Annotated in this window: 28 protein-coding genes; 15 read left to right on the top strand and 13 right to left on the bottom strand. The window is 68.9% G+C overall.

From position 1 onward, the window contains the following. The first annotated feature begins 85 nt into the window (after positions 1–85). Positions 86–1,066 carry a winged helix-turn-helix domain-containing protein gene (locus tag C5C07_RS01580; RefSeq protein ID WP_115804427.1) on the top strand — a complete coding sequence of 327 codons (981 nt, stop codon included), beginning with the start codon at positions 86–88 and terminating at the stop codon, positions 1,064–1,066. Between the two features lie 207 nt (positions 1,067–1,273). On the opposite strand, the gene C5C07_RS01575 is transcribed toward C5C07_RS01580, so the two are convergent. After that, positions 1,274–1,792: a metallophosphoesterase gene (locus C5C07_RS01575; RefSeq protein WP_050458497.1), complete on the bottom strand. Its 519-nt coding sequence runs from the start codon at positions 1,790–1,792 to the stop codon at positions 1,274–1,276. Between the two features lie 134 nt (positions 1,793–1,926). Here C5C07_RS01575 and C5C07_RS01570 point away from each other — a divergent pair, with 134 nt between their 5' ends. Then, positions 1,927–2,871, top strand: a complete 945-nt coding sequence (locus tag C5C07_RS01570) for a cation diffusion facilitator family transporter (protein ID WP_115804426.1) — start codon at positions 1,927–1,929, stop codon at positions 2,869–2,871. A gap of 6 nt (positions 2,872–2,877) precedes the next feature. On the opposite strand, the gene C5C07_RS01565 is transcribed toward C5C07_RS01570, so the two are convergent. Beyond that, the gene (locus C5C07_RS01565) at positions 2,878–3,918 is read right to left on the bottom strand and encodes a low specificity L-threonine aldolase (RefSeq protein WP_115804425.1); all 1,041 of its coding nucleotides are present in this window, start codon (positions 3,916–3,918) and stop codon (positions 2,878–2,880) included. 117 nt (positions 3,919–4,035) lie between these two features. Here C5C07_RS01565 and C5C07_RS01560 point away from each other — a divergent pair, with 117 nt between their 5' ends. Then, positions 4,036–5,118, top strand: coding sequence for an aminopeptidase (locus C5C07_RS01560; RefSeq protein ID WP_115804424.1), 1,083 nt, complete (start codon positions 4,036–4,038; stop codon positions 5,116–5,118). 284 nt (positions 5,119–5,402) lie between these two features. Then, positions 5,403–5,555 (top strand): hypothetical protein, encoded by a 153-nt coding sequence (locus tag C5C07_RS21530; protein WP_004045356.1) that lies wholly within the window; start codon positions 5,403–5,405, stop codon positions 5,553–5,555. 5 nt (positions 5,556–5,560) lie between these two features. On the opposite strand, the gene lrp is transcribed toward C5C07_RS21530, so the two are convergent. Then, positions 5,561–6,019, bottom strand: coding sequence for an HTH-type transcriptional regulator Lrp (lrp, locus tag C5C07_RS01555; protein ID WP_004973746.1), 459 nt, complete (start codon positions 6,017–6,019; stop codon positions 5,561–5,563). 126 nt (positions 6,020–6,145) lie between these two features. Here lrp and glnA point away from each other — a divergent pair, with 126 nt between their 5' ends. After that, complete coding sequence (glnA, locus tag C5C07_RS01550) at positions 6,146–7,516, top strand: type I glutamate--ammonia ligase (protein ID WP_004973748.1); 1,371 nt, start codon at positions 6,146–6,148, stop codon at positions 7,514–7,516. A gap of 237 nt (positions 7,517–7,753) precedes the next feature. Here the strand turns inward: glnA and C5C07_RS01545 are convergent, their stop codons facing one another. From C5C07_RS01545 to C5C07_RS01535, 3 genes are all read right to left on the bottom strand, one after another. Then, positions 7,754–8,719 carry a phosphatase PAP2 family protein gene (locus tag C5C07_RS01545; RefSeq protein WP_115804423.1) on the bottom strand — a complete coding sequence of 322 codons (966 nt, stop codon included), beginning with the start codon at positions 8,717–8,719 and terminating at the stop codon, positions 7,754–7,756. Between the two features lies 1 nt (position 8,720). Next, the gene (locus tag C5C07_RS01540) at positions 8,721–10,058 is read right to left on the bottom strand and encodes a YihY/virulence factor BrkB family protein (RefSeq protein WP_115804422.1); all 1,338 of its coding nucleotides are present in this window, start codon (positions 10,056–10,058) and stop codon (positions 8,721–8,723) included. Positions 10,059–10,148: 90 nt separating this feature from the next. After that, positions 10,149–11,279 (bottom strand): tRNA (guanine(26)-N(2))-dimethyltransferase, encoded by a 1,131-nt coding sequence (locus C5C07_RS01535; RefSeq protein WP_115804421.1) that lies wholly within the window; start codon positions 11,277–11,279, stop codon positions 10,149–10,151. Positions 11,280–11,399: 120 nt separating this feature from the next. Here C5C07_RS01535 and C5C07_RS01530 point away from each other — a divergent pair, with 120 nt between their 5' ends. The 9 genes from C5C07_RS01530 (at position 11,400) to C5C07_RS01490 (ending at position 17,076) form a co-directional block, all read left to right on the top strand. Continuing rightward, positions 11,400–11,744, top strand: coding sequence for an SWIM zinc finger family protein (locus C5C07_RS01530; protein ID WP_049905024.1), 345 nt, complete (start codon positions 11,400–11,402; stop codon positions 11,742–11,744). Positions 11,745–11,840: 96 nt separating this feature from the next. Further along, entirely contained in the window at positions 11,841–12,668 is an 828-nt protein-coding gene (locus tag C5C07_RS01525; protein ID WP_004973757.1) for a hypothetical protein, read from the top strand. Positions 12,669–12,728: 60 nt separating this feature from the next. After that, complete coding sequence (locus C5C07_RS01520; RefSeq protein WP_115804420.1) at positions 12,729–13,580, top strand: ribose-phosphate diphosphokinase; 852 nt, start codon at positions 12,729–12,731, stop codon at positions 13,578–13,580. Positions 13,581–13,634: 54 nt separating this feature from the next. Continuing rightward, a complete protein-coding gene (locus C5C07_RS01515) occupies positions 13,635–13,865 on the top strand; it encodes a hypothetical protein (protein ID WP_004973761.1) in 231 nt (76 codons plus the stop codon). Beyond that, positions 13,866–14,495, top strand: coding sequence for a uracil-DNA glycosylase family protein (locus C5C07_RS01510; protein WP_004973764.1), 630 nt, complete (start codon positions 13,866–13,868; stop codon positions 14,493–14,495). It abuts the gene before it with no gap. Positions 14,496–14,603: 108 nt separating this feature from the next. Next, positions 14,604–14,840 carry a hypothetical protein gene (locus C5C07_RS01505; RefSeq protein ID WP_004973766.1) on the top strand — a complete coding sequence of 79 codons (237 nt, stop codon included), beginning with the start codon at positions 14,604–14,606 and terminating at the stop codon, positions 14,838–14,840. A gap of 60 nt (positions 14,841–14,900) precedes the next feature. After that, positions 14,901–15,317 (top strand): HIT family protein, encoded by a 417-nt coding sequence (locus C5C07_RS01500; protein WP_008610406.1) that lies wholly within the window; start codon positions 14,901–14,903, stop codon positions 15,315–15,317. Positions 15,318–15,405: 88 nt separating this feature from the next. Beyond that, on the top strand, positions 15,406–16,221 hold the full coding sequence (locus tag C5C07_RS01495) for a hypothetical protein (RefSeq protein WP_115804419.1): 816 nt from the start codon (positions 15,406–15,408) through the stop codon (positions 16,219–16,221). 108 nt (positions 16,222–16,329) lie between these two features. Then, a complete protein-coding gene (locus C5C07_RS01490) occupies positions 16,330–17,076 on the top strand; it encodes a cell division inhibitor (RefSeq protein ID WP_050458487.1) in 747 nt (248 codons plus the stop codon). Positions 17,077–17,178: 102 nt separating this feature from the next. Here the strand turns inward: C5C07_RS01490 and C5C07_RS01485 are convergent, their stop codons facing one another. Then, positions 17,179–17,700, bottom strand: coding sequence for a hypothetical protein (locus tag C5C07_RS01485; protein ID WP_004973771.1), 522 nt, complete (start codon positions 17,698–17,700; stop codon positions 17,179–17,181). A gap of 162 nt (positions 17,701–17,862) precedes the next feature. Here C5C07_RS01485 and C5C07_RS01480 point away from each other — a divergent pair, with 162 nt between their 5' ends. After that, positions 17,863–18,729: a transcription initiation factor IIB family protein gene (locus C5C07_RS01480; RefSeq protein ID WP_004973774.1), complete on the top strand. Its 867-nt coding sequence runs from the start codon at positions 17,863–17,865 to the stop codon at positions 18,727–18,729. A 104-nt stretch (positions 18,730–18,833) separates the two neighbouring features. Here C5C07_RS01480 and C5C07_RS01475 read toward each other — a convergent pair whose 3' ends face one another. The 6 genes from C5C07_RS01475 to C5C07_RS01450 all read right to left on the bottom strand — a co-directional run bounded on the left by C5C07_RS01475 (position 18,834) and on the right by C5C07_RS01450 (position 23,379). Beyond that, complete coding sequence (locus tag C5C07_RS01475) at positions 18,834–19,496, bottom strand: P-loop NTPase (RefSeq protein WP_004973776.1); 663 nt, start codon at positions 19,494–19,496, stop codon at positions 18,834–18,836. Then, entirely contained in the window at positions 19,493–20,401 is a 909-nt protein-coding gene (locus tag C5C07_RS01470) for a hypothetical protein (RefSeq protein WP_115804418.1), read from the bottom strand. The genes C5C07_RS01475 and C5C07_RS01470 overlap by 4 nt, the downstream gene beginning before the upstream one ends. Positions 20,402–20,452: 51 nt before the next feature. Further along, a complete protein-coding gene (locus C5C07_RS01465) occupies positions 20,453–21,418 on the bottom strand; it encodes a hypothetical protein (RefSeq protein WP_115804417.1) in 966 nt (321 codons plus the stop codon). Beyond that, positions 21,415–21,753: a hypothetical protein gene (locus tag C5C07_RS01460; protein WP_004973784.1), complete on the bottom strand. Its 339-nt coding sequence runs from the start codon at positions 21,751–21,753 to the stop codon at positions 21,415–21,417. The genes C5C07_RS01465 and C5C07_RS01460 overlap by 4 nt, the downstream gene beginning before the upstream one ends. A 128-nt stretch (positions 21,754–21,881) precedes the next feature. Then, the gene (locus C5C07_RS01455; protein WP_004973786.1) at positions 21,882–22,184 is read right to left on the bottom strand and encodes a hypothetical protein; all 303 of its coding nucleotides are present in this window, start codon (positions 22,182–22,184) and stop codon (positions 21,882–21,884) included. A gap of 88 nt (positions 22,185–22,272) precedes the next feature. After that, on the bottom strand, positions 22,273–23,379 hold the full coding sequence (locus tag C5C07_RS01450) for a hypothetical protein (protein WP_115804416.1): 1,107 nt from the start codon (positions 23,377–23,379) through the stop codon (positions 22,273–22,275). Between the last annotated feature and the right edge of the window lie 95 nt (positions 23,380–23,474).

Here is a 23,474-nt window from a genome sequence, read left to right as displayed (position 1 = left end):
CGGCGGGCACGAGGTATAGCAATTTCGGCGACGGGTCGTGAAAGAATACGAACACTCATGGGAAAACGCGAGTAACGCCGATTTGATGGCCGACCTCATCCCCTCCAGCCCGGGCGACCCGGACGACAACCGGGACGACCGAGACCCCAAGGTTATCGGCCTCGACAGCGACGAGGCGGACGACCTGCTCGGAGCCATCTCCTCGTCGACCGCCCGGTCGGTCCTCGCGTCGCTCCACGAGTCGCCGGCGACGCCCTCCGACCTCGCCACCGAGGTCGACACGTCCCTCCAGAACGTCCAGTACCACCTCGGGAACCTCTCGGAAGCGGGGCTCATCGAGGTCGCGGACACGAGGTACTCCGAGAAGGGACGCGAGATGAACGTGTACACCCCCGCGGACCGGGCGCTCGTCGTCGTCGCCGGGCGCGAGGACGAGACGAAGGGGCTGAAAGGCGCGCTCACGCGCCTCATCGGCGGCGTCGGCGTCCTCGGCATCGGCGCGGCCGTGGTGAATCGGCTCGCTCGAACCGAGTCGGTGCTCCCGTTCGGCTTCGGTACCTCGGCCGGCGGTGCGGACGGCGCTGGCGGTTCGAGCGACGCTGGCGGTTCCGAAGCCGGCCAAAGCGGCGGGTCGGGCGGCGACCTCAACGCGACCTATCAGTCCGAGTCGGCCGACGCGACGACCGCGGCGGACTCGACGACCCAGACGGCGACTGAGACCGCGACGACGACCGACGGCGGCGGCGGGTTCAGCATCGCCGAGGCGACCACGACGGCGGATTCGACGACGCAGACCGCGGAGGCGACCCGGACCGCGGCCGAGACGACGCGGACGGTGACGGAAGCCACGCAGACCGCCGCTGAGACCGCGACCGCGACGCCAACGCCGACGGCGGTTCCGGACACGACGGCCGCACAGACGGCCACGGAGACCGCGGTGCAACTCACGAGCGGGTCGGGCGGACTCGCCGAGACTATCGGGTCGCTCTCGCCGGGGACGCTGTTCTTCCTCGGGGGGCTGACCGTGCTTCTCGCGTGGGTCGCGGTGGGCGTGCTGCGTGACTAAAACGGTTGTTTGAGCTTACGGTGCGTATTTGATACCGTCACCCGTAGGAGTGAGTACGAGGTCGCGCGTGGCCCCCCAACGGCGACGGGACTGCCATCCGTGCCCCTGCCCCTCACCCCGTCGTCTCGCGTGGCCTCGGACTGTCCCCAACAGGCTTCCCGGCCTGTTCCCGCTGATTCTTCCGGCCCTCCGCCGGACCCCACTGCATTACTCGTCAGGGACGATACGGAACGTCTCGAAGGTGTCGCCGTCGACGGTGACGAGTCGCCCGCGGAGCCCGCCGTCCGGCAGTTCCTCCAGTTCCGCGTGCGCCTTGCGGTTGCCCCGCGGTTGCGCGTGACTCCCCGGGTTGAGGAGCGGAATCGGCCCGGTGCCGTCGAAGCCCGGCCGGTGGCTGTGGCCGAAGATGACCGCGTCGGCCCCGCGCTCGCGGCCGAACATCGAAAGCGCGGTGTTCCCGCCGCGTCGGGTGTGCGTCACCGCGAACTCGACGCCGCCGTAGGTGACGTTTCGCGCGACCGGAATCCGGTCGCGAATCTCGGGGCCGTCGTTGTTGCCGTAGACCGCGAGGAAGGTGTCGGCCTCGTCGATGAACGCGTCGAGGACGGACTCGCGCATGAAGTCGCCCGCGTGGACGACGAGGTCTGCCTCGCGGACCGCGTCGAGGGTTCGGTTCGTCAGTCGATGGCCGTCCGTGCTGTGGGTGTCGGAGACGACAACGAGCATGCGCCGGGGTAAGCGCCGGAGGGATTGAAACCTACCGGCTGCGGCGTCGGTCCGGTCGGAGCCGCCGCGGTCGGCGAGCGGTGTCCCGGTTCCTCGTCGGTAGGTCTATCCGAGCGCGGGGAGTGGCCCACGATATGGCAGGCAGTACGTCCGTCGTCGTCGCCGCGCTCTTCGCGAACGGGGCGATTGCGATTCTCAAGTTCCTCGGCTATCTCGCGACCGGGAGTCCCTCCATGCTCTCCGAAACGTATCACTCCATCTCCGACACCGGCAATCAGGTGTTCCTCCTCATCGGCATCCGTGACAGCAAACGCGGCGAGACCCAGTCACACCCCTTCGGCCACGGGAAATCGCAGTTCTTCTACTCGTTTCTCGTCTCCGTGATGCTGTTCGGTATCGCCGGTTGGGAGTCGGCCAAGCACGGCTACGATGCCCTGATGCACCCCGGCCACGGCGGGGGCGGAGAGGCGCTCGTCCTAACCGGCTTCGAAATCGAGCCCGTGTTGGTCAACGTCGCCATCCTCCTCGGCGCAATCGCCTTCGAGAGCTACGCGTTCCTGAAGGCGAACGCCGAACTCCGCCGGCAGATGGAGGAGTACCAGTGGAGCGGTCTCGTGGAGGCGTTCCGGGAGACGAGCGACGTGACGACGCTCACGGCGTTCACGGAGGACACCGTCGCCCTCGTCGGCGCGATGCTCGCGCTCGTCGGCATCGGCCTCACCGAACTCACGGGTAACGAGCTGTTCGACGCCGGTGCGGCGCTCCTCATCGGGATACTGCTCATGGGCTTCGCAATCGCGCTCGCGTGGGAGAACAAGCGCCTCCTCATCGGCGAGAGCGTCCCCATGGACGAAGAACAGACCCTTCGCAACATCGTCAAAAACGACCCGCGGGTCGTCCACATCGACCGCTTCCGCGCGAGCTACGTCGGCCCCGAGAAACTCCTCGTCGCCCTCGACGTGAGCTTCGACCCCGAACTCGACACCGAGGAGATAGACGACCACATCAGCGAAATCGAGGCCGAACTCAAGGCGGCCGACGAACGGGTCCACTTCGTCTACATCGAACCCGAGTTGTAGCCCGGACTAGCTCTCGGCGACCTCCCGCGACTCGACCGCGTCGGCGACGAGTTCGACCGCCGTCTCCGCGTCCTCCCGCGAGACGTTCAGGTTCGTCGTAAAGCGCGTGTGATACTCGCCGAACGTCCCGCCGAGGACATCCACGCCCTCGCACAGTTCGACGAACTCCTCGGCCGTCAGCCCCGCGTCTTCGGAGTCGACGACGACGATGTTCGTATCGGGCGTCGGCACCGACAACCCGGCGACGGCGTCGAGACCCTCGGCGAGGACGCGGGCGTTCTCGTGGTCGTCGGCGAGGCGGTCGATATTGTCGAGCGCGACGAGTCCCGGCGCGGCGATGAGCCCGGCCTGTCGCATGCCGCCGCCGAACTGCTTTCTGACGCGGAGGGCCTCTTCGATGAACGACTCCGGACCGGCGAGCACCGAGCCGACGGGCGCGCCGAGCCCCTTCGAGAGACAGAACATCACCGTGTCCACGCGCTCGACCATCGCCGTCGGGTCCTCGTCGAGGGCGACGCAGGCGTTGAACACGCGGGCACCGTCGAGGTGAACGGGGATTCCGAGGTCGTGAGCCGCCTCGGCCGCGGCGTCGACGTCGGCTTTCGGAACCGCGACGCCGCCGCGGGCGTTGTGGGTGTTTTCGAGGCACAGGACGCCCGTACCGGCGACGTGCAGCGACTCCTCGCGGGCGTGCTCGCGGACCTGCTCGGGGGTCGGCGCGGCGCGCTCGCCGGCGTCGTAGGCGCGGACCTGCAGCCCCGAAAGCTGGGCGAAACCGCCGACCTCCCACTTGTAGACGTGCGCCTTCGCGTCCACGAGCGCCTCCTGACCGGGGTCGGCGTGGACGCGGGCGGCGATTTGGTTTCCCATCGTCCCCGAGGGCACGAACAGCGCGGCCTCCTTGCCGACCAACTCGGCGGCGCGCGCTTCGAGTTCGTTCACGGTCGGGTCGTCGCCGTACACGTCGTCGCCGACGTCGGCGTCGCGGGCGGCGTCGCGCATCTCGTCGGACGGGAGCGTGACGGTGTCGCTTCGGAGGTCTATCATGCGCGGAGAGACCGCGCCGACGGAGAAATAAACGGTGGTCCGCGTGGCGTTCCCCGTCCGCGGCCGCAATATTTGCGCTTCGAAAGGTGTTTGCCCCGGGGACACACACGACGCGGTATGGACCCGCGCATCCGCGAGCACGCACAGACCATCGTCGACCACTCCACGAGCGTCGAGGCCGGCGACAACGTCGTCGTCTCCGCGCCCTCGGTGGCCGAGGACCTCGTCACGGCCGTCCACGAACTGCTCGGCGACCGCGGCGCGAACGTCGTCGCGATGGACGCGAACCCCCGCTTTACCCGCGCGTTCCTCCGCGCCGGCGACGACGACTACGAGACGCCCGAGCACGTGCTGGCGCTCTACGAGGAGACGGACGTCATCATCCGCGTCCGCGGCGAGACGAACGCCACCGAGCAGAGCGACGTGCCGCCGGAGACGAACGCCGCGTACAAGCGGGCGTACAAGCCCGTGCAGGGCGAGATGCTCTCGAAGCGCTGGTGTCTCACTCAGTACCCCGCGAAGGGGAGCGCCCAGCTCGCGGGCATGAGCACAGAGGCCTACGAGAACTTCGTCTACGACGCCGTCACCCTCGACTGGGACGCGCAGGGCGAACTCCAACAGCAGTTGGTCGACATCCTCAACGACGGCGACGAGGTCCGTATCAAGTCGGGCGACGAGACCGACGTGACGATGAGCATCGCCGGCAACACGGCCATCAACGACACGGCCGAACACAACCTCCCCGGCGGCGAGGTGTTCACCGCGCCCGTGAAGGACTCCGTGAACGGTGAGGTCTACTTCGACCTGCCGCTGTACCGACAGGGCCGCGAGGTCTCCGGCGTCCGCGTCCGCTTCGAGGACGGCGAGGTCGTCGACTACTCCGCCGAGGGGAACGAGGAGGTTTTAGACGGCGTGTTCGACACCGACGAGGGCGCGCGCTACCTCGGCGAACTCGGCATCGGCATGAACCGCAGCATCGACCAGTTCACCTACAACATGCTGTTCGACGAGAAGATGGGCGACACCGTCCACATGGCCGTCGGCTCGGCGTACCCCGAGACGGTCGGCGCGGACAACGAACTCAACGAGAGCGCCGAGCACGTCGACATGATCGTCGACATGTCCGAGGAGTCGGTCATCGAGGTCGACGGCGAGGTCGTCCAACGGGACGGCACGTTCGTCTTCGAAGACGGGTTCTGACCGGGGCGGCCGCGCGCCTTCCTGCTCGCGGACAACTCGCAACATTTCGTCTCCAGTTTATCGACCGGAAAATCGCTCGTCGTCGTCGGGTTTTCCAGTCGAAACAGTAGCCTTCGAACAGTCGCCGAAATCAGCACCGAGACGCGGGGACGGGTCCGGTCTGTCTCGGCCGGAGTCAGCGGAGTCTCCAGTCGAAGCGGTGCCCTTCGGTCTATAGACAGACGTGTGACAACAATACACAGACCCCAGTAGGTTTATTTCGAATAGTCGACGAACACGAACCGATGCCAGCGGTTCAGTGCCGGGAGTGTGGACGAGACGTGGCGGTCCACGAGATAGAGACCACGACGAAGACGACGCCCGACGGCTTCGACACGAGGTATCGGTGTCCCTACTGTAAGTCGGAGATGCGAGACGTGAAAACGCGAATCGTCTGACGGCGTTACTGGTCGAGGTCGAGTTCGAACTGCTCGTTTTCGGTGACCGAGTTGAGCACGACCGAGGTGTTGGACTCGCGGATGTCCGCGTCGGTGAGCAGTTTCTTGATCTGCGTGTTCATGCCGTCGGTGTCGCGGAACTTGCCGATGGCGATGATGTCGTAGTCGCCGGTGACCTCGTACACCGAAATCATCTGTTTCTCGGCGCGGAGGCGCTCGGTGATGTCGGGGAGCGCGGAGCCCTCGACTTTGAGCTGAATGACGGCGGTTACGTCGTAGCCGAGCGCGTCGTAGTTGACGCGGGGCGTGTACCCCTCGATGACGCCTTCGTCTTCGAGATCTCGCAGGTGATTCGAGACGGTCGTGACCGACACGTCGAGTTCTTCGGCGAGGCTTCGCAGGCTCGCTCGGCCGTCGCCGAGGAGTGCGTTGATGAGCTTCGCGTCGAGGTTTTCGTACGTCATTACATCTACACACCGTCCCGGGGCATTAGAATTTTACGAATATCCAATTCTGTGGCGAGGTGCGGGGAATTGCATTAAGCGGAAAGGTCTTTATAGTGCGGGTGTTCGAATCGCGTGTTCAGGAAAATGACGGAAGACAACGCACTCACCGACGGCGGCCTGAGCGACGAGGCACAGGCAGTCATCGACGAGATCGAAGAGAAGAATGTCGACTTCCTCCGACTCCAGTTCACCGACATTCTCGGAACGGTCAAAAACGTCTCCATCCCGGCCTCGCAGGCCGAAAAGGCGTTCACTGAGGGCATCTACTTCGACGGTTCCTCCATCGACGGCTTCGTGCGCATCCAGGAGTCCGACATGCGCCTCGAGCCCGACCCGTCGACGTTCGCCGTCCTCCCGTGGCGGAAGAAGGAAAACAGCGCCGCAGGTCGCCTCATCTGCGACGTGTTCAACACGTCCACCGGCGAGCCCTTCAGCGGCGACCCGCGTGGCGTCCTCAAGCGCGCCATCGCCCGCGCCGAGGAGCTCGGCTATGACGTGAACGTCGCACCCGAACCGGAGTTCTTCCTGTTCGAAGAAGACGAGAACGGCCGCGCGACGACCGTCACGAACGACGCCGGCGGCTACTTCGACCTCGCGCCGAAGGACCTCGCGTCCGACGTGCGCCGCGACATCATCTACGGCCTCGAGAGCATGGGCTTCGACATCGAAGCCTCGCACCACGAGGTCGCCGAGGGCCAGCACGAGATTAACTTCACGTACGACGACGCCCTCTCGACGGCCGACAACGTCGCCACGTTCCGGTCCGTCGTTCGCGCCATCGCGTCCGAACACGACCTCCACGCGACGTTCATGCCCAAGCCCATCCCGCGCATCAACGGCTCCGGCATGCACACCCACATCTCGCTGTTCCAGGACGGCGAGAACGCGTTCCACGACGGCGACGACGAGTTCGACCTGAGCGACACGGCCAAGAGCTTCGTCGCGGGCATCCTCGACCACGCGCCCGCCATCACGGCTGTCGCCGACCCGACGGTCAACTCCTACAAGCGCCTCGTCCCCGGCTACGAAGCGCCGGTCTACATCGCGTGGTCCGACCGTAACCGCTCGGCGCTCATCCGCAAGCCGGCCGCCCGCACGCCGGCCGCCTCGCGCATCGAGGCCCGCTTCCCCGACCCGTCCTGTAACCCGTACCTCGCGTTCGCCGCGCTCATCCACGCCGGTCTCGACGGCGTCGAGAAGGACCTCGACTGCCCCGACCCGGTCCGCGAGAACATCTACGAGTTCGACGAGGAGAAGCGCGAAGAGTACGGCATCGAGACGCTCCCGAAGGACCTCGGCGGCGCCGTCGACGCCCTCGAAGAGGACGAAGTCATCCAGGACGCTCTGGGCGACCACGTCTACGAGAAGTTCGTCGAAGCCAAGCGCTCCGAGTTCAAGGACTACCTCGTCGACGTCTCCCAGTGGGAACTCGACCGGTACCTCGAGACGTTCTAACCGTCGCGCACGCCTAACACCGATTTTTCTTTCGCGACCGCTCGCCGGAGAGCGACGGCCAGAGCGCCGCGCGGAGAGCGAGCGCGAGCCGTCGTCGCCGCGGTGGCCGAGCCGCGGTAGCCGAGCCGCGACCGACTCGCGAAGCTCGCTGGGTTGTGAGCGGTCGCGGAACCGGTGCAGTGGTGCAGTCCGAAAAGAGAAGCGCCAGCCTCGCGTCGGGCGTCGGCGTCGCCCGAGTCAGTCGGCGCGCTGGGTCGCCCCGTCGCCGAGTCCGATTCGGCCCTGTAACTTCGGCGCGACGAGGATGAACGCGACCACCGCCCCGGTGGCGAGCACCGTCACCGGGACCGGGGCGTCGACCACGTCGACGCCGACCCAGAGGCCGCCCGCGCCGAGGAACGCGACGAGCGCCACCGGCGGCGACAGCGTCGGCAGCGACTCGTGGTCGGCGAGTCGCGTCCAGCCGACGAGGCCGCCGAGCGACCCGCCGAGGGCCGCCGCGGCGTTTTCCGTGTGTCCGGGGACGCCCGTGGCGAACACCACCGCGAGCGCGAGGACGCTCAGGCCGGCCGCGATGGCGAACAGCCGCGCCGGGTCGAGGTGGCCGGCCGCGTCGGGGTCGTCCGCGGCGGCGACCGAAAAGACCGCCTTCAGAAAGACCAGGCCGAGGAGGACGCCGACGACGATGTCGACGCCGTAGTGGACGCCGAGGAAAATCCGCGAGAGCGAGACGGTGCCGACGACGGCCGCCGCGGCGACGAGTCGGCGGCGGCGGTCCCACACGTCGAGAAGCGAGACCGCGGCCCCGTAGACGACGGTCGTCCCGAGGGCGTGGCCGCTCGGGAAGCCGAAGCCGTCGTCGGTGGTAAACGACACGAACAGGTCCGAGAGCGGCGACGGCCACGCGGGGGCGTCGGCGACGGTCGCGGTCGGCGGTCGCGGCAGGGCGAAGCCGACTTTCAGCGCGGTGACGAGCGCCAGCGACCCGAGCGCGAGGCCGACGAAGGCGGCCGCGGTCCGCCGGGGGCGGGCCGTGATTCGGGGGCGACAGAGCCAGTACAGCGACGTGAACGCGACGAAGAAGAACCACTGGTCGCCGAGCTGGGTGACGAGACCGAACAGGAAGACGAGCGCGTCCGGCGCGTCGGCGAGGGCTAACTCACCCAACCCGCGGGTCTGAAGCGGGAGTTCGAACCGGGACATCTCAGCCGCGGCGTTCGCGGACCGCGTCGACGGCGCGGCCGGGGAGGCCGAGCGCGTTCAGGCCGATGCCGAACATGACGAACAGGACGTAGAGCCCGAGCGTCGACAGGAAGATGATGAGCATGGCGACGACCGCGATGAGGTCCGACTGGAGGTAGTAGAACGCGCCGAGCGTGAGGACGACGCCGTAGCCGAGCACGAGATAGGGCCCCCAACCGCGAGCCTTGCCGCGGCGCATCCGACGGCGGACGTAGCGCTTCAACTCGGCTTCGAGCTTGGGCTTTTCGACCGTCCGGTCCGTCACGTCGTCCTCGAACGCGTCGAGGTCGGCGCGGAGTTCCTCGACCTGCGATTCCAGCTCCTCGATGTCGGGAGCGCCGCGCGGGGAGACGGACGCGCCGGTCTCCGCGTCGCCAGCGTCCGCCGTCCGCGGCCCATCGGTGTCACCTCGGTCGTCGCTCATATCCGTACGAGCGTCATGTCGGCCTCCCGTATGTTGTACCTGCCGGTCCACTCCGGGCGGTCCCCCCGGCGGGTCACGCGGTTCCGCGGGCAGGGCGTCGCCGCCGACCCCCGCGAGGACCGCGTTGATGACCGCGCCCGAAAGCAGGATGAGCCCCGAGAAGTAGAACCACGTCACGAGCAGCAGGAGCGTCCCGAGCGCGCCCGCGACCGACGCGCCGGCCACCGACGCGTACACCCCGAATCCGATTCCGAGGACGGTCCAGCCGACGGCCGCGAAGACGGTTCCGGGGACGACCTGCCGCGGCGAGAGGTCGGCGTCGGGGAAGACGTAGTACAGCGGGAAGAACGCCGCACAGAGCGTGAGCAGCAACAGGAGCGGCGAGAGAAGTTGGAGGAACGGCACGTCGAGGAGGCCGAGCAGCGCGGTCAGCACCGCGACGCCGATGGTGCCGACGCCGATGCTGGCGAGGGCGATGGTGCCGTCTCGAAGTTGGTCGAGGAGGCCGCCTGCCTCGGAACCGTAGATGCGCGAGAAGGCGATGTCGAGGCCGCGAAAGAGCTTCAGCGCGCCCCAGACCGTCAACGCGAGGCTCACCGCTCCGACGCTGCCCTGTCCGGTCCGGTCCGTGAGGGCCTCCTCGACGAGGTCCTGTCCGGTCGGGACGAGGTACTGTTCGACGAGCGTCTGGAGTTGCGCCTGCAACTCCGCGCCGCCGACCGCGGTGGCGACGACGACGCCGAGCACGAGAAGCGGAATCAGCGAGACGAGCGCGTAGTACGAGATGCTGGCCGCGAGAAACGAGATTTCCTTCTCCCGAATCGTGTCGACGACGGTCCGCGCGACGGGAACGACGGTTCGAATCTTGGCGCTCACGTATCACCAAAACGACACGGGAGACAAAGAAGCTACCCGCCGACGCGGCGGCGTGAGCCGGTTACGGGCACGGCCGCTCGGGCCGCGGAGTCAGGCTTCGGGGTCAAGCGCGGCGGTCGCCTCGCGTATCTCCGCGACCGTCGCGTCGGTCTTGAACGCGGTGCCGTGGTAGTGCGCGGGCGTGGCCTCGTAGCCGGCGTCGCGGAGCGTTTCGAGGAACGTCTCCATCTTCGAGGCCGAGCGCCCCCAGAGCTTACAGAGGCGGTGCTGGTCGAAGTGAGTCGGCGTGTCGAGTTCGACCGCGAGCGTGTCGAGGAGTTTGCGGGCGCGTTTCGCGGTGCCGAAGTCCTCCGTCACCTCGTCGCGGACGGCCTCGGCGAACGCCGGTTCGGAGACGGGGCCGAGCCAGATGGGGCCGGCTTCGAGAATGCGGGTGGAACCGCAGTTGCCGCACGCTTCGGGCGGGTGGGCGATGAGCGAGTACTCGGCCTCGCGGTGGAGGCAATCCTCGCAGTGGTAGACGAAGCCGGTCGATTCGAGGAGTTCGTCGGCCTTCGTCGCCCGCTCGTCGAGTTCGAGGTACGCCCGCGCGTAGTGGCGCGTCGCGTGCGAGAGAATCGGGACGGCGGCCTTGTCGTAGCGGGCGGCGGTGCGGACCATCGCGCCGAGGAGCGTCCGAAGGCCCATCTCGGGGTGGTAGTCGGTGTTCTGCGGGAGACAGCCGTACTTCCGGATGCCGCTTTTCTGGTGTGCGCCGCACAGCGGGGCGGTGTCCGTGGCGGTGACGCAGACGAGGTCGCGGGTGTTGGCGAAGGCGGGGTCGGCGAAGGGCATCGGCGTGCCGAAGGGGTCGAGGTCGACCACGTCGAAGACGGAGTCGTACATGAGGGCGTTGGCGTTGCGGTGGACCGCCTCGCCGCCGTTGCCGGCGCGGTCGAGGTTCGACTGGGCGAGTTCGACGGCGTCGGTGTCGAGGTCGGCGCAGGTCACGTCGTAGCCCTCGGCGGCGGCGCGGACGCCCCGGATTCCCGAGGCGGCCATCGCGTCGAGGTAGCTCTCGGCGCGGGGTTCGCGCTCGCGGAAGGCCCGGAGGACGGCCGCGGTGATGTCCCGGTTCAACTCCTGTGTGGGGTTGTAGAAGACATCGTCGCCGGTCCCCGCTGACGCCCCGTCGCGGGCGTCGGGAACCTCGATTTCGACGCCTCCCTCGCTCACGTGCATACCCGCAGTCGCCCGCGCGGGCGGAAACCGGTTGCGATGCGATTGTGCGACGCGGTTGCGGCGGGCGTCCTCCCCCGCGGCATCGAATGCGTTTTCACCGCCACCGACGAAATCGAGGGCGTGGATTCGGCCGACGACTGGCGAGCGGCCCTCGAAGCGGCCGGGCGGCTCTCGCCGCAGATCGTGCAGGCCATCGTCGACGCCCACGGCGACCGGGGCGTCACGGCCATCGAGGCCGTCTCCGAGCGACGGGTGAAGCGCTACCGCGACTTCGACGTGGTCGTCGGCTACGACGACGAGTACGTGGTCGAAGACCGCGGCTGTACCTGCAAGGACTCCCAGTACAACCTCGACCCCGACGAGGGCGAGCGCTGTTGGCACGTCCTCGCGGTCGACGTGGCCGAGGCGCTCGGCGAACTCGACCACCACGACATGTGGTACTCCGACGTGCGGGAATTTCTGTAATCACACGTCTCGGCCCCGCGCCCGTTCGGTCCGTCGCCGCGTCGCGGGAACGACCACAATCCTTTCCGAACCCCGCCGCGAACCTCGGGCCAACGGATGGCTGATTTCGACCTCTCTATCGACGAAAAGCGGGTGTACGCGGACAAGTCCGGCAAGCAGACGGTGTACGTCGCCGCGGGCGTCGGGGTCGTGACCGTCGACGTGTCCGACGACCTCGTCGGCGGCTTCCGCGTCGACCGCCGGTGCGCCGCGCGGGACGCCGCCGGGTCGCCCGGGGAAGTCGCCGTCGCCACCGACGAGGACGTACTGCTCGTCCAGGGCGACGACTACCACGAACTCGACTTCGGGCCCGCGAGGGCCGTCGGCTTCCACCGGAATCGCGTCGTCGCCGCCGCCGACTCGGGGCGCGTCGCCCGCCTCGACGAGTCCGGGTGGACCGACCTCGGCGAGGTCGATTCGGTCCGCGCCCTCGACGGGAGCCTCGTCGCGGCCGAAGACGGCGTCTACCGCATCGGCGACGACGGTCTCTCGCACGTCGGCCTCGACGACGTAAACGACGTGTCCGACCCCGCGGGCCGTCTCGGCGGCGATTCGGGAACCCCGCTCGCCGCGACCGACTCGGGGCTGTACGCGCTCGGCAACGGCTGGATGGACGCGCTCGACGGGGCGTTTTCGGCGGTCGCGTCGATGCCGGACGGCCGCGCCCACGCGGTCGGACCGGACGGCGTCGTCGCGCGCGACGACGAGTCGGACGCGTGGAACGCCGCCCCGATTCCGCTGGACGAGACGGTCGTCGCGCTCGCCCACGACGCCCGCGCCGCCTACGCCGTCACCGACGCGGGGAGCTTCTGCGTTCGGCTGACCGGGGGCGACTGGCGGACGCAGGTGCTCGGATTGGACACCGTCGGCGTCGCGGTTCGCTGACACGCGACGCGGCTGTACGCAACGAAAAGCGGTTTTACCCCCCACGAGAGACGAACGGGTATGCTCGTACCCGGCGCATCCTCCCAGGCACTCGCGGCCGCGCTCGCCGCCGAACTCGGCGAGTCGCTCGCGGCCGTCGAGTACGACCGCTTCCCCGACGGCGAGACGCTGGCCGCCGTTCCCGGCTTCGACGCCGACGCCGCCACCATCGTCGCCAGCACCGCCAGCAACGACGCCTACGTCGAACTCCTCCAACTGCAAGACGCGGTCCGCGAGGCCGGCGCGTCCGAGGTCACGACGGTCATCCCGTACATGGGCTACGCCCGACAGGACAAGGCGTTCGAGGCCGGCCACCCGATTTCGGCCCGCGCGGTCGCCCGCGCCGTCAGCACGACGACCGACCGCGTCGTGCTCGTCAACCCCCACGAGGACGCCGTCTCGGAGTTCTTCGACGTGCCCGTCGACATCGTCGACGCCGCCGGGCGACTCGCCGAACCGCTCCCCGCGCTCGACGACCCGCTGTTTCTGTCGCCCGACTCGGGGGCCATCGGCATCGCCGAGACCGTCCGCGACGCCTACGGCGAGGGCGAGACCGACTACTTCGAGAAGGTGCGCCACTCCGGGACCGACGTCGAAATCACGCCGAGCGACGCCGACTTCGAGGGCCGCGACGTGGTCATCACCGACGACATCATCGCCACCGGGTCGACCATGAGCGAGGCCGTCGCCGTCCTCACAGACGGCGGCGCGAAGCGCGTCTTCTGTGCGACCGTCCACCCGCTTCTCGCCCGCAACGCCCGCACGAAACTCGCGCGCGCCGGTATCGAGCGCGTCGTCGGCACCGACACCATCGAGCGCGACGTGAGCGAGGTGTCCGTGGCCCCCGTTCTCGCCGACGAGCTCGAACGGTAACAGATCACACAGTCTCTCGAAACGGTTTTCCCAGTCCCCGTATCTCGGAGTAACATGGGACGCTACGGAGACATCGACTACCCGCGGATGACCAAGACCGGCCTCGGACTGGGGCTCGCGCTGTTCCTGTTCGGCGCTGTCGGCGCGAAAGTCGCGCTCGCGATGAACGGCGGCGCACTTCCGGGCTGGGAGCGCACGCTGTTTTTCGACGCCGAGTGGCTCGGCATCGCGCTGGTCCTGTTCTCGCCGATTATCTTCGGCATCGTGCTCCCCCTGACGGAGTAGATGGCCGACGCCGACCCGCGGTTCCCCGACGACGACGAGACGCTCGTCCTCGAACCCGACTGCGACCGCTGTCCGGCGCTCGTCGAGTGCCGCAACCGCATCTCGTGGGGCGTCGGCCCCGACGACGCGACCGTGATGGTCGTCGGCGAAGCGCCGGGTGCGGGCAACCCCGACGCCGACCGCTGGCGGGGCGGCAACTGGACCGGGATGTCCTACACGGCCCGGCACTCGGGTCGCCGCATCCGCGAGACGATGGCCGCCGTCGGCTACGAGTCGGGCGTCTTCTACACGAACGCGGTCAAGTGCTTCCCCTCGGACGGCGAGGGGTCGAACCGCGCGCCCACGGCCGCCGAAAAGGAACACTGCCGCGACCACCTCGTTTCCGAGCTCGAAGTCGTCGACCCCGACGTGGTGGTTCCGACCGGCCGCCACGCGACCGAAACCGTCCTCGCGCTCGACGACACCTCGCTGGACGGCTTTCTCGATACTGTCCTCGAACCCGTCGAGAGCGAGCGGTTCGGCTACACCGTACTCCCGCTTTTGCACCCCTCGTACCGCGACGTGTGGCTCTCCCGACTCGGCTACGAGTTAGACGAGTACCTGGCCGACTTGGAATCGCGTCTCCCCTGAGGCCACCACGTCGCCGACGCGGACCGCGACGACCGCCGACTGCACCGACCGTGCCGCTCGATACCCCGCACATTCATGGCTGAGGGTTGACATTATTCGGTCACACCGATGCTCGGCGACCTCATCGCGGACCTGATTATCGACGTCGTTCTCCACCCGTTCGTGAAAGCGATGGACCCGTTCGTCGCCGGCGTCAAGAAGCGACTGGCGCGGATTCGGGCGCGGTTCGGCGGTGACGGAGGTGACAGAGGTGACGATGTCGGCGCGGCCGCCGACAGCGGGAACGCCGGAGTCGGCCGCGGATACGACGCCGCCGACCGCGAACGGTCCACCGAGCGGAACTGACGCGACCCGGACGCCGAACCGGTGCGAACTTTCTTTTTCCCGCCAATCGACGTGCCACGTATGTCCGACTGCATCTTCTGCGCCATCGTCGACGGCGACATCCCCGGCCGAATCGTCCACGAGACCGACCACTCGCTGGCGTTCCTCGACGCCAACCCGCTCGCGCCCGGCCACACGCTCGTCGTCCCGAAGGAGCATCACGCCCGCCTCGACGAGGTGCCGGCCGACGCGGCCGCCGACCTCTTCGCCGCCGTGAACGACCTCGTCCCGCGCGTCGAGGCGGCGGTCGACGCCGACGCGACGAACGTCGGCATCAACAACGGCCCCGCCGCCGGCCAGGAAGTCGACCACGTCCACGTCCACATCGTCCCCCGATTCGAAGGCGACGGCGGCAGCCCCATCCACGCCGTCGCAGGTGAGCGACCCGACCTCTCCGACGAGGAACTCGCCGACATCGAGGCGGCCATCTCGGGCTGACGGAGCCGACCTCTCCTGCCGGCGCCGCGCTCACCAGCAAATCGTGTCGATATAAAAACACATACGGCCGCCGCGAGTACCGGCTGTCGTGACAGTCCTCCAATCGTTTCGAACGGCCCTCCGAATCGTCACCGAGACGCCGGTGCTCGTCGCGTTCGCCCTCGCGTTCGGGCTCATCGGCGCGTTGAACAGCGCCTCCGGTCCGACCGGTGCCGTTGGCTCGCTCCTCCAACTCCTCGCTGTGCCGGCGCTCATCGGCGCGTTCTACACTGTCGCCGACGGCGCGCGACCCGGTTCCGACACCGACCTGCGCGCGACTACCGCGGCACAGCGCTACTACGTCAGCCTGTTCGGCGCGACGCTCCTCGCCGGCCTCGTCGTGGTCGTCGTCGCAATGGTCGTCGGCGGCAGCGTCCTCGGCTACATCGGGTTCGACCGATTCAACGCGGTGCTGAACGGCTCCGCGAGCCTTACGCTCGTCGAGCTCGGGGCGCTCGGCGTGGCCGGCGTCACCATGGTAGCCGTCATCTACGTCTTCACGTTCTTCGACACCGCCGTCGTCCTCGACGGGAAGACCGCGGGCGGGTCGCTCAGCCGCAGCGTCGACTTCGTCTTCGGCAACCTCCGGCACGTCGTCGGCTACGCGGTCGTGGCGACCGTCGCAACCTCGGTCGTCGACCTGCCGGTCCTCTGGCTCGTCACCCTCGACGGGGCGACCACCGTCGCCGGCGCGGTGACGGCGTTCCAAGCGCCGATGCCGGCGGTCGATATCGCCGTCGTGGCCGTCGGCTCGACGGTCACCACGCTCGTCGGGCGAACTTACAAGGTCTGTTTCTACCGGGCCTGCACGGACGAGACGCCGGGTTCAGACCCCGAAGCGGCCGACGACGAGTGGTCGGTCTAGCCCCACCGCCGGCCGTCGAAATCACCTCTGCGAGCTGAATAGTGTCGTCCGGCGACACCAATACCGGCCGACCGAAGCTATTAATTCGAGAACCCGACCAGTCGCGGTATGCCGATTCCCCCCAGAACCACCGCGCTCGTCGGCGTCGCCGGCGGCGCGGGGACGACCCGACTGACGCTCGAACTCGCCGCGGCGCTCGCGACCGACGGTCGCGACGTGGCGGTCCTCGACGCGGCGTTTGCCACGCAGGGGCTCTCGGACTACGTCTCGGGAGCGCTCGACCCCGACGCGACGTCGCTCGTCACCGACGCGGCGGACGTGCCGCTGGAGTCGGGGCTGGTAGACTTCGAGACCGACGCCGAGGGACGCGTCGCCGTCTGCCCCGCCGCGGCCCCGTTCGAGCGACTCGCGCGGGCGATGACCCCCGACGCCGCGCGGGCGTTCGAGGGTCGCATCGCCGAGGCCGCAGACAGCTTCGACCACGTGCTCGTCGACGCGCCGCTCCTCGCGTCGAATCAGACCGTCGCCGCCGCCGCGGCCTGCGACCGCGTCGCGCTCGTCGCGCCCGCCACGGACCGCGGTGCCGACGCCGTCGGTCGTCTCAGCGCCCGGGCCGCCGACATCGGCGCTGATATCGACGCGGTCGTCTCCACGTTCGGCGCGCTCGGCGACGCGGACGTGGTCGTTCCCGAGACCGAGGCGAACGACATCGCCGACGCGCCGGCGTGCCGCGACGACGCCGACCTCGCGGCGGGCGTCGCCGCGGTCGCGGAGGTCCTTCTCGACGTGGAACTCGATTCGGTGACGGCCGCCGGCGGCGTGCTCACCTCGGTCGGCGAGTACGTCCGTCGCTGAATCGCGCGACGCGCCGAGCGAGTTTCGAGAGAGCAGACGGACGGCTGGTGAGCGCCGCCGCTCGCGAGCGTGAAAACGGGAGGTGGGGAGGCGTGTCCCGCGTCAGAACTGCATGTCGGTGACCGAGCTCATGGTCTCGGCCAGCGAGTCGCGCTTCGCGACGGCCGCGTCGGTGCGGTCGGTCAGCGCGCCCTCGACGGCTTCGACGAGGGGGTCGATGGGGTCGTGCGTCTCGACGTACGTCGCGAGTGCGAACTCCGACGGCTCGGCGCCGGTGAGCGCGAGCGCGTCGGCGCGCGAGATTCGTCCGTCGATCCAATCGCGGACGATGCGTCGCGCCTCGGGTGCGAGGGGAGTCACGCCCGCTTCGCCGCAACGGTGCAAGACTTTCGCCGCCGTGACCGGAGCGACGCCTGCGTCGCTCGCGCTCTCGCCGACTGACGTGCCCGACCCGTGTGCTTCGACAACCCGCTCCGCGGCCGCAGGCGCACAGGGGAGCGCGTCTGCGTGCGCCTCGAAGCGCTCGCGGAGGGAAACACCGGTGTCGTCGACAGTCGGAACGCAGCGCGAGCGCTGTTCAGTCGTCGTCGTCTCTAACGCGGCGGCGATATCCGACAGTCCCATCGCTCGGTGGTCCGCACCTATCGACTAAAAGCGTTCCTAATCAGTATCAAAATTGAGTCTGTAACCCACCGGTTACCGGTAGGCTCTAGCGGCAGTAATCGGGGTTCTACCCCCGTTTCAACCCGTGTTTAAATACCCGTTCGAGACCGATTTTCAATTGTGATGAGCGAAGCACGTTCCCCCCAGGGTTGCCCCGAATGCGACGGACACCTCGGTTTCGAAGCCGGCGAGACGGTCTGTACCGACTGCGGTCTCGTCGTCTCGGAGTACCGCATCGACCACGGCCCCGAGTGGCGCTCGTTCGCCGACGACGACCGGAACCCCGCCCGCACCGGCGCGCCGCTCACCCGCTCGCGCCACGACCGCGGCCTGTCGACCGAAATCGGCCGCTCGACGCGTATCAAGGGCCGCAAGCGCCGGCAGTTCGCCCGCATGCGCCGCCAGCACAACCGCGCTCGCATCTCGACCAAGCGCGAGCGCAATCAGGTGTACGCCTTCACCGAGATTCGCCGCGTGACGAGCGCGCTGTCGCTGCCGAACCACATCCGCGACCAGGCGTGTTCGCTGTTCGAGTCCGCCCAGAACGAGGACCTCCTGCGCGGGCGCTCGCTCGAAGGGTTCGCCGCGGCCTGCGTCTACGCCGCCTGCCGCGTCGCCGGCGTCTCCCGGAGCGTCGAGGAAGTCTGCGACGTGTCGAAGGCCACCGAGGCGGAACACCAAGCGGCCTACGGCGCGCTCAACCGCGACCTCGGTCTCCCCGTCGCGCCCGCCGACCCGACCGAGTACCTGCCGCGGTTCGCGACCAAGCTCGACCTCGACAGCGACACCGAGCGCCGGGCGCGCGAGTACGTCGCCGAAGCCCGCGAGGAGGGCGTCGTTGGCGGCAAGAACCCCTGCGGCGTCGCCGCGGCGTGTCTCTACACCGCGGCTCGCGACCGCGGCGAGGACTGCACGCAGGCCGAGGCCGCCGACGTGGCCGACGTGACGCCCGTGACGCTCCGCAAGACGTACGTGGCGCTCCGCGAGTGAGCCGACGCCGACAGGCGACGGGACTCGCTAACTGAGACGACGGCGAGGAAGACGCGAGAATCGAACTGCGTCCGCACGAACGGACCGAAGACGAGACGACGTTTCTACCGACCGCTTACGCGAACCGCGTCCGCGAGTTCTCGAACGCGACTACTGGGAAGGCTCTTCGGCGACGACGCGACGACCGGCTCGAACCGCTCGACCGCCTCGGCCAGTCGAGAGTCCGCGGGGACCGCCGTCGCCGGCGCGCCGAGCACGTCGGCGAAGGCGTCGAGCGGCACCTCGTCGACGACGCGGTTGACCGCGACGGCGGCGAGCCCGCAGTCGAGTTCGCGCGCGAGTTCGCGGGTCCGCACCGCGTCGGCCAGCGCGTACCCCTTCGGGGACGCGACCACGAGGCAGGCGTCGGCGACGGTGAGCGGAACGCCGGCGTCGGCGCGCATCCCCGCGGGGCAGTCCACGACCACGTCGCCGTAGGCCGCTTCGACCGCGTGAAGCGCGTCGGCGAGGAGACGCACGTCGGCCGCCCGCGCGCCGGCGAGCGTCCGACCGCACGGCAGAATCGAGACCGGGCCGCCCGAGCGAACGGCTTCGAGCGGGTCCGCGCGCCCCGCGAGCACGTCGTGGAGGTCTGGGCCGGGCGCGTACGGGAGGTTCGCCATCCCGAGGTCGGCGTCGACGACGACCGCGCCCAGTTCCGCCGCGAGTTCGAACGACAGCGTCGACTTCCCGACGCCGCCCTTCCCGGAGACGACCGCGAGAATCACGCGAGCCTCCGAAGCGCGTCCACGTCGGGGTCGGCGTCGGCGGCGCGGTCCGCGAGCGCCGTCGCGCGCGCCGCGAGTCGGCGAAGACGCTCCCGGTCCGCGTCGAGCGAGTCGAGCGCGTCGATGCAGACATCGGCCTCCGAGAGCGTCGCCGCGGCGTCGGCGACCGACGCGCCGTCCAGTCGCTCGGCGAGGTCGATGCGACGCTCGAACGCCGCGAGCGACTCCAGCGACTCCGGCGGCTCCAGCGACTCCGGCGGCTCCGGCGGCTCCGACCCGAGCGACTGGTCAGTCCCGCGGCCGCGTTCCTCGGAAGTCCCGACCGCCGCCGACACGTCCGCGTCCGTGGGCTGTTCGGACGGTTCGGGACGTTCGGAGCGGGTCTGTGGCTCGGGGCTCGGAAGCGGCTCGCGGCGCTCGCCATCTGACGCGTCGCTCGTCGTGCTGGGCGTCGGTTCGGGCGTCTCCGACTCCCGCGTCGTCGGCGGCAGGTCAGAAGAGACCGGGACGGCATCGGCCGGCGGCCGCGCCGAACCGAGCGTTCGAACCGCATCGTCGGGCGTCGAATCGCTGGCTCGCTCCGCCTCGTCGGCGCGACCGAGCACGTCGATGCCGACCGCGTGTTCGGGGCGGGCGTCGAGGTCGGCGGTCGCGGTGTCGCGGGTGGCCGTCGACGACGGGGAGACGGCGTAGCCGAGCGCGACCGTCGAGCCCGCGGGGACGACGCCTTCGAACCCCTCGTCGTCCCAACCGGCTTCGGGAACGCCGGCGCGACGCGGCGGGAGCACCGACCCGCCGAGTCGGTTGCGAAGCCTGACGCGCCGGTCGACCGGCGCGTCGTTGTGGACTCGGACCGAGACGAGGGCGACGCCGTCGTCCACGGTCACGTCGATATCGGAGTGCATGGCGGGGCTGGCCGCCGCTTCGTATATAAATCAACGCCCGGTGTGGCTCGCTCACCCGTCGTTCGGCCGGCATCTGACGACCGGCGCGTCGAGCCAGTTCGCCGCGGCGTCGGCGTCCGAAACCCGGCCGCCCGAGATGACGACCGGGGCGGACAGGTCGGCGAGGCGGGCGGCGGCGAGCGCGCGTGCGACGGGGTCCGATTCGAAGTCGGCCACCGACGCGGGCGACTCCGTAGTCGCCATCAGCGATGGGGCCGCCGCGAGGCTCCGGAGCGCCGCCTCGAACGCATCGCCGAGTTCGGCCGCGAAGTACGCCCGCGCCTCTCGACGGCGGTTCTCGACCGCGTCTTCGAGTTTGAGTCGCGCCTCGCGGCTGTCTCGCTCGGTTCGGGCCGCCCGTTCGAGCGCCGAAAGCCGCTGTTCGGCCGCGACGCGTTCGGTTTCGACCTCGGAGAGTTCGGTCGCGACCGCCACGAGTTCCGATTGCGCCGTCTCAGTCGCCTCGTCGTCGCCGGCGTCTCGGTGAGCGTTCACCCGACCGCGAAGGGTTGCGACGCGCTCTCTGAGTCGGGACTCGTCCTCGCCGGCGGCGGCGACGCGGCGGCGGGCCTCGCGGAGCGCGGCCGCGGACGTGTCGATGGGTTCGCGCTCGTCCGCCTCCACATCCACCCCGTCGTCGCGGCGCTCGGCGAGTTTCGCTTCGAGTCGGTCGAGCTCGTCGGCGACGGGAGAGCGAAGCCCGCGGGACCGACCGACCGCCGCGAGGAGCCAGCCGCGGGACGGTGTCGGCTTCGAGACGGGAATCCGACCGAGGCGGTCGTACCCGGAACCCGGCGGCGGACAGTCGATTCGGAGCGCGCCGGTCCCGTCGTCCCCGTCATTCCCGTCGTCCCCGTCGCCCCCATCGTCCACCCGTATGGCAGCGACGACCTCGTCGGCACCGACGTCGAACGGTCCGTCGGCGAGGTCGATAGCCGGTCCTTCGCGGACGGTCCCGTCGGGGAGTCGAAGCCTCATAGCTCGCGGCGCTGCATCTCCGCGGCCGACGGGTGGTCGGTGCCCGAGGCGAACTTGCTGTACGGCGTCGCCGGGGACTCGCGGTCCTCGTAAGCGGCCGCGGCCTCGCGGACCGCGTCCGGGACCGCCGCGAACTCGTTGAACGGTTCGGTTCGCTCGATTTGCACGGCCTCGTCGTGTTTCTCCCGAAGCCGAAGCGCGAGGAAGGCGGCCAACTCCGTCTCGTCGAAGAGCGCGGCGCGACCCAGTCGACGGACCACGACCTCGTCATGGGTCCGACAGATGTTCCGAAGCGTCGTCCGCGCCGCCTGCGAGTAAGTCACGACCAACAGCACGCACGCTCGGTCACGGAGTCGGGAGAAAAATCGTTCGACAGCGGCGCTCTCGCGTCAGTCGACTGTCACAGACAGGGGAGACTACGGCGTCTCACCCGAGTTCGAATCTCCGCGCGACTCGTCTCGCCTCAGACGCGCTCGACCGAGAACGTCACGTCGTCGGCGTCGCCGGCCGCCTCGTCAAGGAGGTCTCTGACCCGCGTCCGCGCGTCGGCCTCGTCGGCGGCGAGGACGACGAGACCCTCCGCGCGGTCGTCGCCGACGGCCGTCCACGCGTCGAGCGTTCCGTCGCCGGCGTCGTCTTCGAACTCCGTCGCGAACGTCCGGAGGACGGTCACGACGCGCCGCTCGGTGCTGGCGAGGTCCGCGTCGCCCGATTCGAGGTCGCGGATGGCGTCTTCGATGTTGCGGATGGCGGAGATTCGGTCCATCGGTCGTCTGTCCCGTCGCCGCACGCTCCACTAAGTTCGTCGGTTCCGCGCGGGTCGGTCGCAGACGGTCGCGAGTCGAACGGCCGTCTCAGGAGCGTTCGTCCGGTAGCTCCTCGAAGAAGTCGGCGACGAACGTGAAGTGCTCCGCCACGAGGTCGCAGTCCGCGAAGGCCTCTCGCGCCTCGCTTTCGAGGGCGGTCTGCTTTTCGGGGATGTCGTTGTCGCCCGCGGTCGCCGCCTCGTCGAGCACCTCGCTGGCCCGCGCCATCGCGTCGGTGAGGCAGGCGAACTCCTCGGAGCGGGAGGCGATTGCCGCCACGGGGTCGCGTTCCGAGACCCGCGCGTTCACGTCCTCGAATGCGCTCATCGCCCGGAAGAACGACCCGGTGGCGTCGCCGTAGCTCTCGCCGAGGTACTCGTCGAACCCGTCCTGTAATCGTCGAATCGCGTCGCGGAACGAGACGATGTCGTCGGCGAAGGCCTCGAACTGACCGATCTCCCGCTCGAAAAAGTCGACCTTCCGCCCGTAGTCCGCCGGTTCGAGGGCGGTGAGTTCGTCGAGGGCGTCGGCCTCCGACTCCTTCCGTAAGCTATTGAGCGTGTCTCGCGTCGGTTCGAGCGCCTCCGCTATCTGTTGGACCTGCGTGTCGATGCGGTTGAACTCCTCGCCGTACAGCCTGGAGACCGCGTTGTTGGTGCGGTAGAACGCCTGATTTGCGTTCTCGTGGGTCTTACCCGTCCACCAGAGGAACCAGAAGGCGCGTCGGAGACGCCCGAGACGCGCTCGCTGGGCGTCGGTCTTGTCGAGTTGGTCGAGCGTGTTGAAGTGGCCGCGCGCGAGGTATAGCGAGTCGGCGTCGTCCTCGAACGAGAACTGCGTCGTGGCGTTCAGGTCGTGGAAGCCGCCGTCTTCGCCCGCCACGGACGCGAAGTCATCGACCGCAGCGTCGAGGTCTTCCACGGCGAGGCCGAGGATTCGGTCCACTCTGTCCGGCTCTTCCGTGGTCGTCTCGGTCGTCGGCTCCTCCGTCGTCGTCGTCGGCTCCTCAGTCGTGGTCGTAGTCGGAGTTTCCGTCGCCGTCGGCGTGGCAGTCGTCGTCGTCGGCTCCTCCGTCGTCGTCTCCCCACCGTCCGCTGACGAACATCCCGCGAGGAAGAGTGCACCCGCGGTCGCCAGATACGCTCGACGATTCATACGTACTACATGACTTTCAGATTACATAGGAGTGTTGGTGCAAATAAACGACACGCGCTCGAGACTGTCCGCTCGCTAAGATAGTGTGGAAGTCG

The organism is Haloferax sp. Atlit-4N (genome assembly GCF_003383025.1).
Lineage (GTDB): Archaea > Halobacteriota > Halobacteria > Halobacteriales > Haloferacaceae > Haloferax > Haloferax gibbonsii.
This window is presented reverse-complemented; position numbering and strand designations above follow the sequence as displayed.

Bases quoted from the DNA above. Each gene is read 5' to 3' on its own strand.
- C5C07_RS01480 (WP_004973774.1), top strand. From the start codon at position 17,863: ATGAGCGAAGCACGTTCCCCCCAGGGTTGCCCCGAATGCGACGGACAC.
- C5C07_RS01505 (WP_004973766.1), top strand. From the start codon at position 14,604: ATGCTCGGCGACCTCATCGCGGACCTGATTATCGACGTCGTTCTCCAC.
- C5C07_RS01490 (WP_050458487.1), top strand. From the start codon at position 16,330: ATGCCGATTCCCCCCAGAACCACCGCGCTCGTCGGCGTCGCCGGCGGC.
- C5C07_RS01565 (WP_115804425.1), bottom strand. From the start codon at position 3,918: ATGATAGACCTCCGAAGCGACACCGTCACGCTCCCGTCCGACGAGATG.
- C5C07_RS01470 (WP_115804418.1), bottom strand. From the start codon at position 20,401: ATGCACTCCGATATCGACGTGACCGTGGACGACGGCGTCGCCCTCGTC.
- C5C07_RS01535 (WP_115804421.1), bottom strand. From the start codon at position 11,279: ATGCACGTGAGCGAGGGAGGCGTCGAAATCGAGGTTCCCGACGCCCGC.
- C5C07_RS01560 (WP_115804424.1), top strand. From the start codon at position 4,036: ATGGACCCGCGCATCCGCGAGCACGCACAGACCATCGTCGACCACTCC.
- C5C07_RS01580 (WP_115804427.1), top strand. From the start codon at position 86: ATGGCCGACCTCATCCCCTCCAGCCCGGGCGACCCGGACGACAACCGG.
- C5C07_RS01500 (WP_008610406.1), top strand. From the start codon at position 14,901: ATGTCCGACTGCATCTTCTGCGCCATCGTCGACGGCGACATCCCCGGC.
- C5C07_RS01570 (WP_115804426.1), top strand. From the start codon at position 1,927: ATGGCAGGCAGTACGTCCGTCGTCGTCGCCGCGCTCTTCGCGAACGGG.
- C5C07_RS01515 (WP_004973761.1), top strand. From the start codon at position 13,635: ATGGGACGCTACGGAGACATCGACTACCCGCGGATGACCAAGACCGGC.
- C5C07_RS01485 (WP_004973771.1), bottom strand. From the start codon at position 17,700: ATGGGACTGTCGGATATCGCCGCCGCGTTAGAGACGACGACGACTGAA.
- C5C07_RS21530 (WP_004045356.1), top strand. From the start codon at position 5,403: ATGCCAGCGGTTCAGTGCCGGGAGTGTGGACGAGACGTGGCGGTCCAC.
- C5C07_RS01465 (WP_115804417.1), bottom strand. From the start codon at position 21,418: ATGAGGCTTCGACTCCCCGACGGGACCGTCCGCGAAGGACCGGCTATC.
- C5C07_RS01545 (WP_115804423.1), bottom strand. From the start codon at position 8,719: ATGTCCCGGTTCGAACTCCCGCTTCAGACCCGCGGGTTGGGTGAGTTA.
- C5C07_RS01520 (WP_115804420.1), top strand. From the start codon at position 12,729: ATGCTCGTACCCGGCGCATCCTCCCAGGCACTCGCGGCCGCGCTCGCC.
- C5C07_RS01455 (WP_004973786.1), bottom strand. From the start codon at position 22,184: ATGGACCGAATCTCCGCCATCCGCAACATCGAAGACGCCATCCGCGAC.
- C5C07_RS01450 (WP_115804416.1), bottom strand. From the start codon at position 23,379: ATGAATCGTCGAGCGTATCTGGCGACCGCGGGTGCACTCTTCCTCGCG.
- C5C07_RS01525 (WP_004973757.1), top strand. From the start codon at position 11,841: ATGGCTGATTTCGACCTCTCTATCGACGAAAAGCGGGTGTACGCGGAC.
- lrp (WP_004973746.1), bottom strand. From the start codon at position 6,019: ATGACGTACGAAAACCTCGACGCGAAGCTCATCAACGCACTCCTCGGC.
- C5C07_RS01575 (WP_050458497.1), bottom strand. From the start codon at position 1,792: ATGCTCGTTGTCGTCTCCGACACCCACAGCACGGACGGCCATCGACTG.
- glnA (WP_004973748.1), top strand. From the start codon at position 6,146: ATGACGGAAGACAACGCACTCACCGACGGCGGCCTGAGCGACGAGGCA.
- C5C07_RS01510 (WP_004973764.1), top strand. From the start codon at position 13,866: ATGGCCGACGCCGACCCGCGGTTCCCCGACGACGACGAGACGCTCGTC.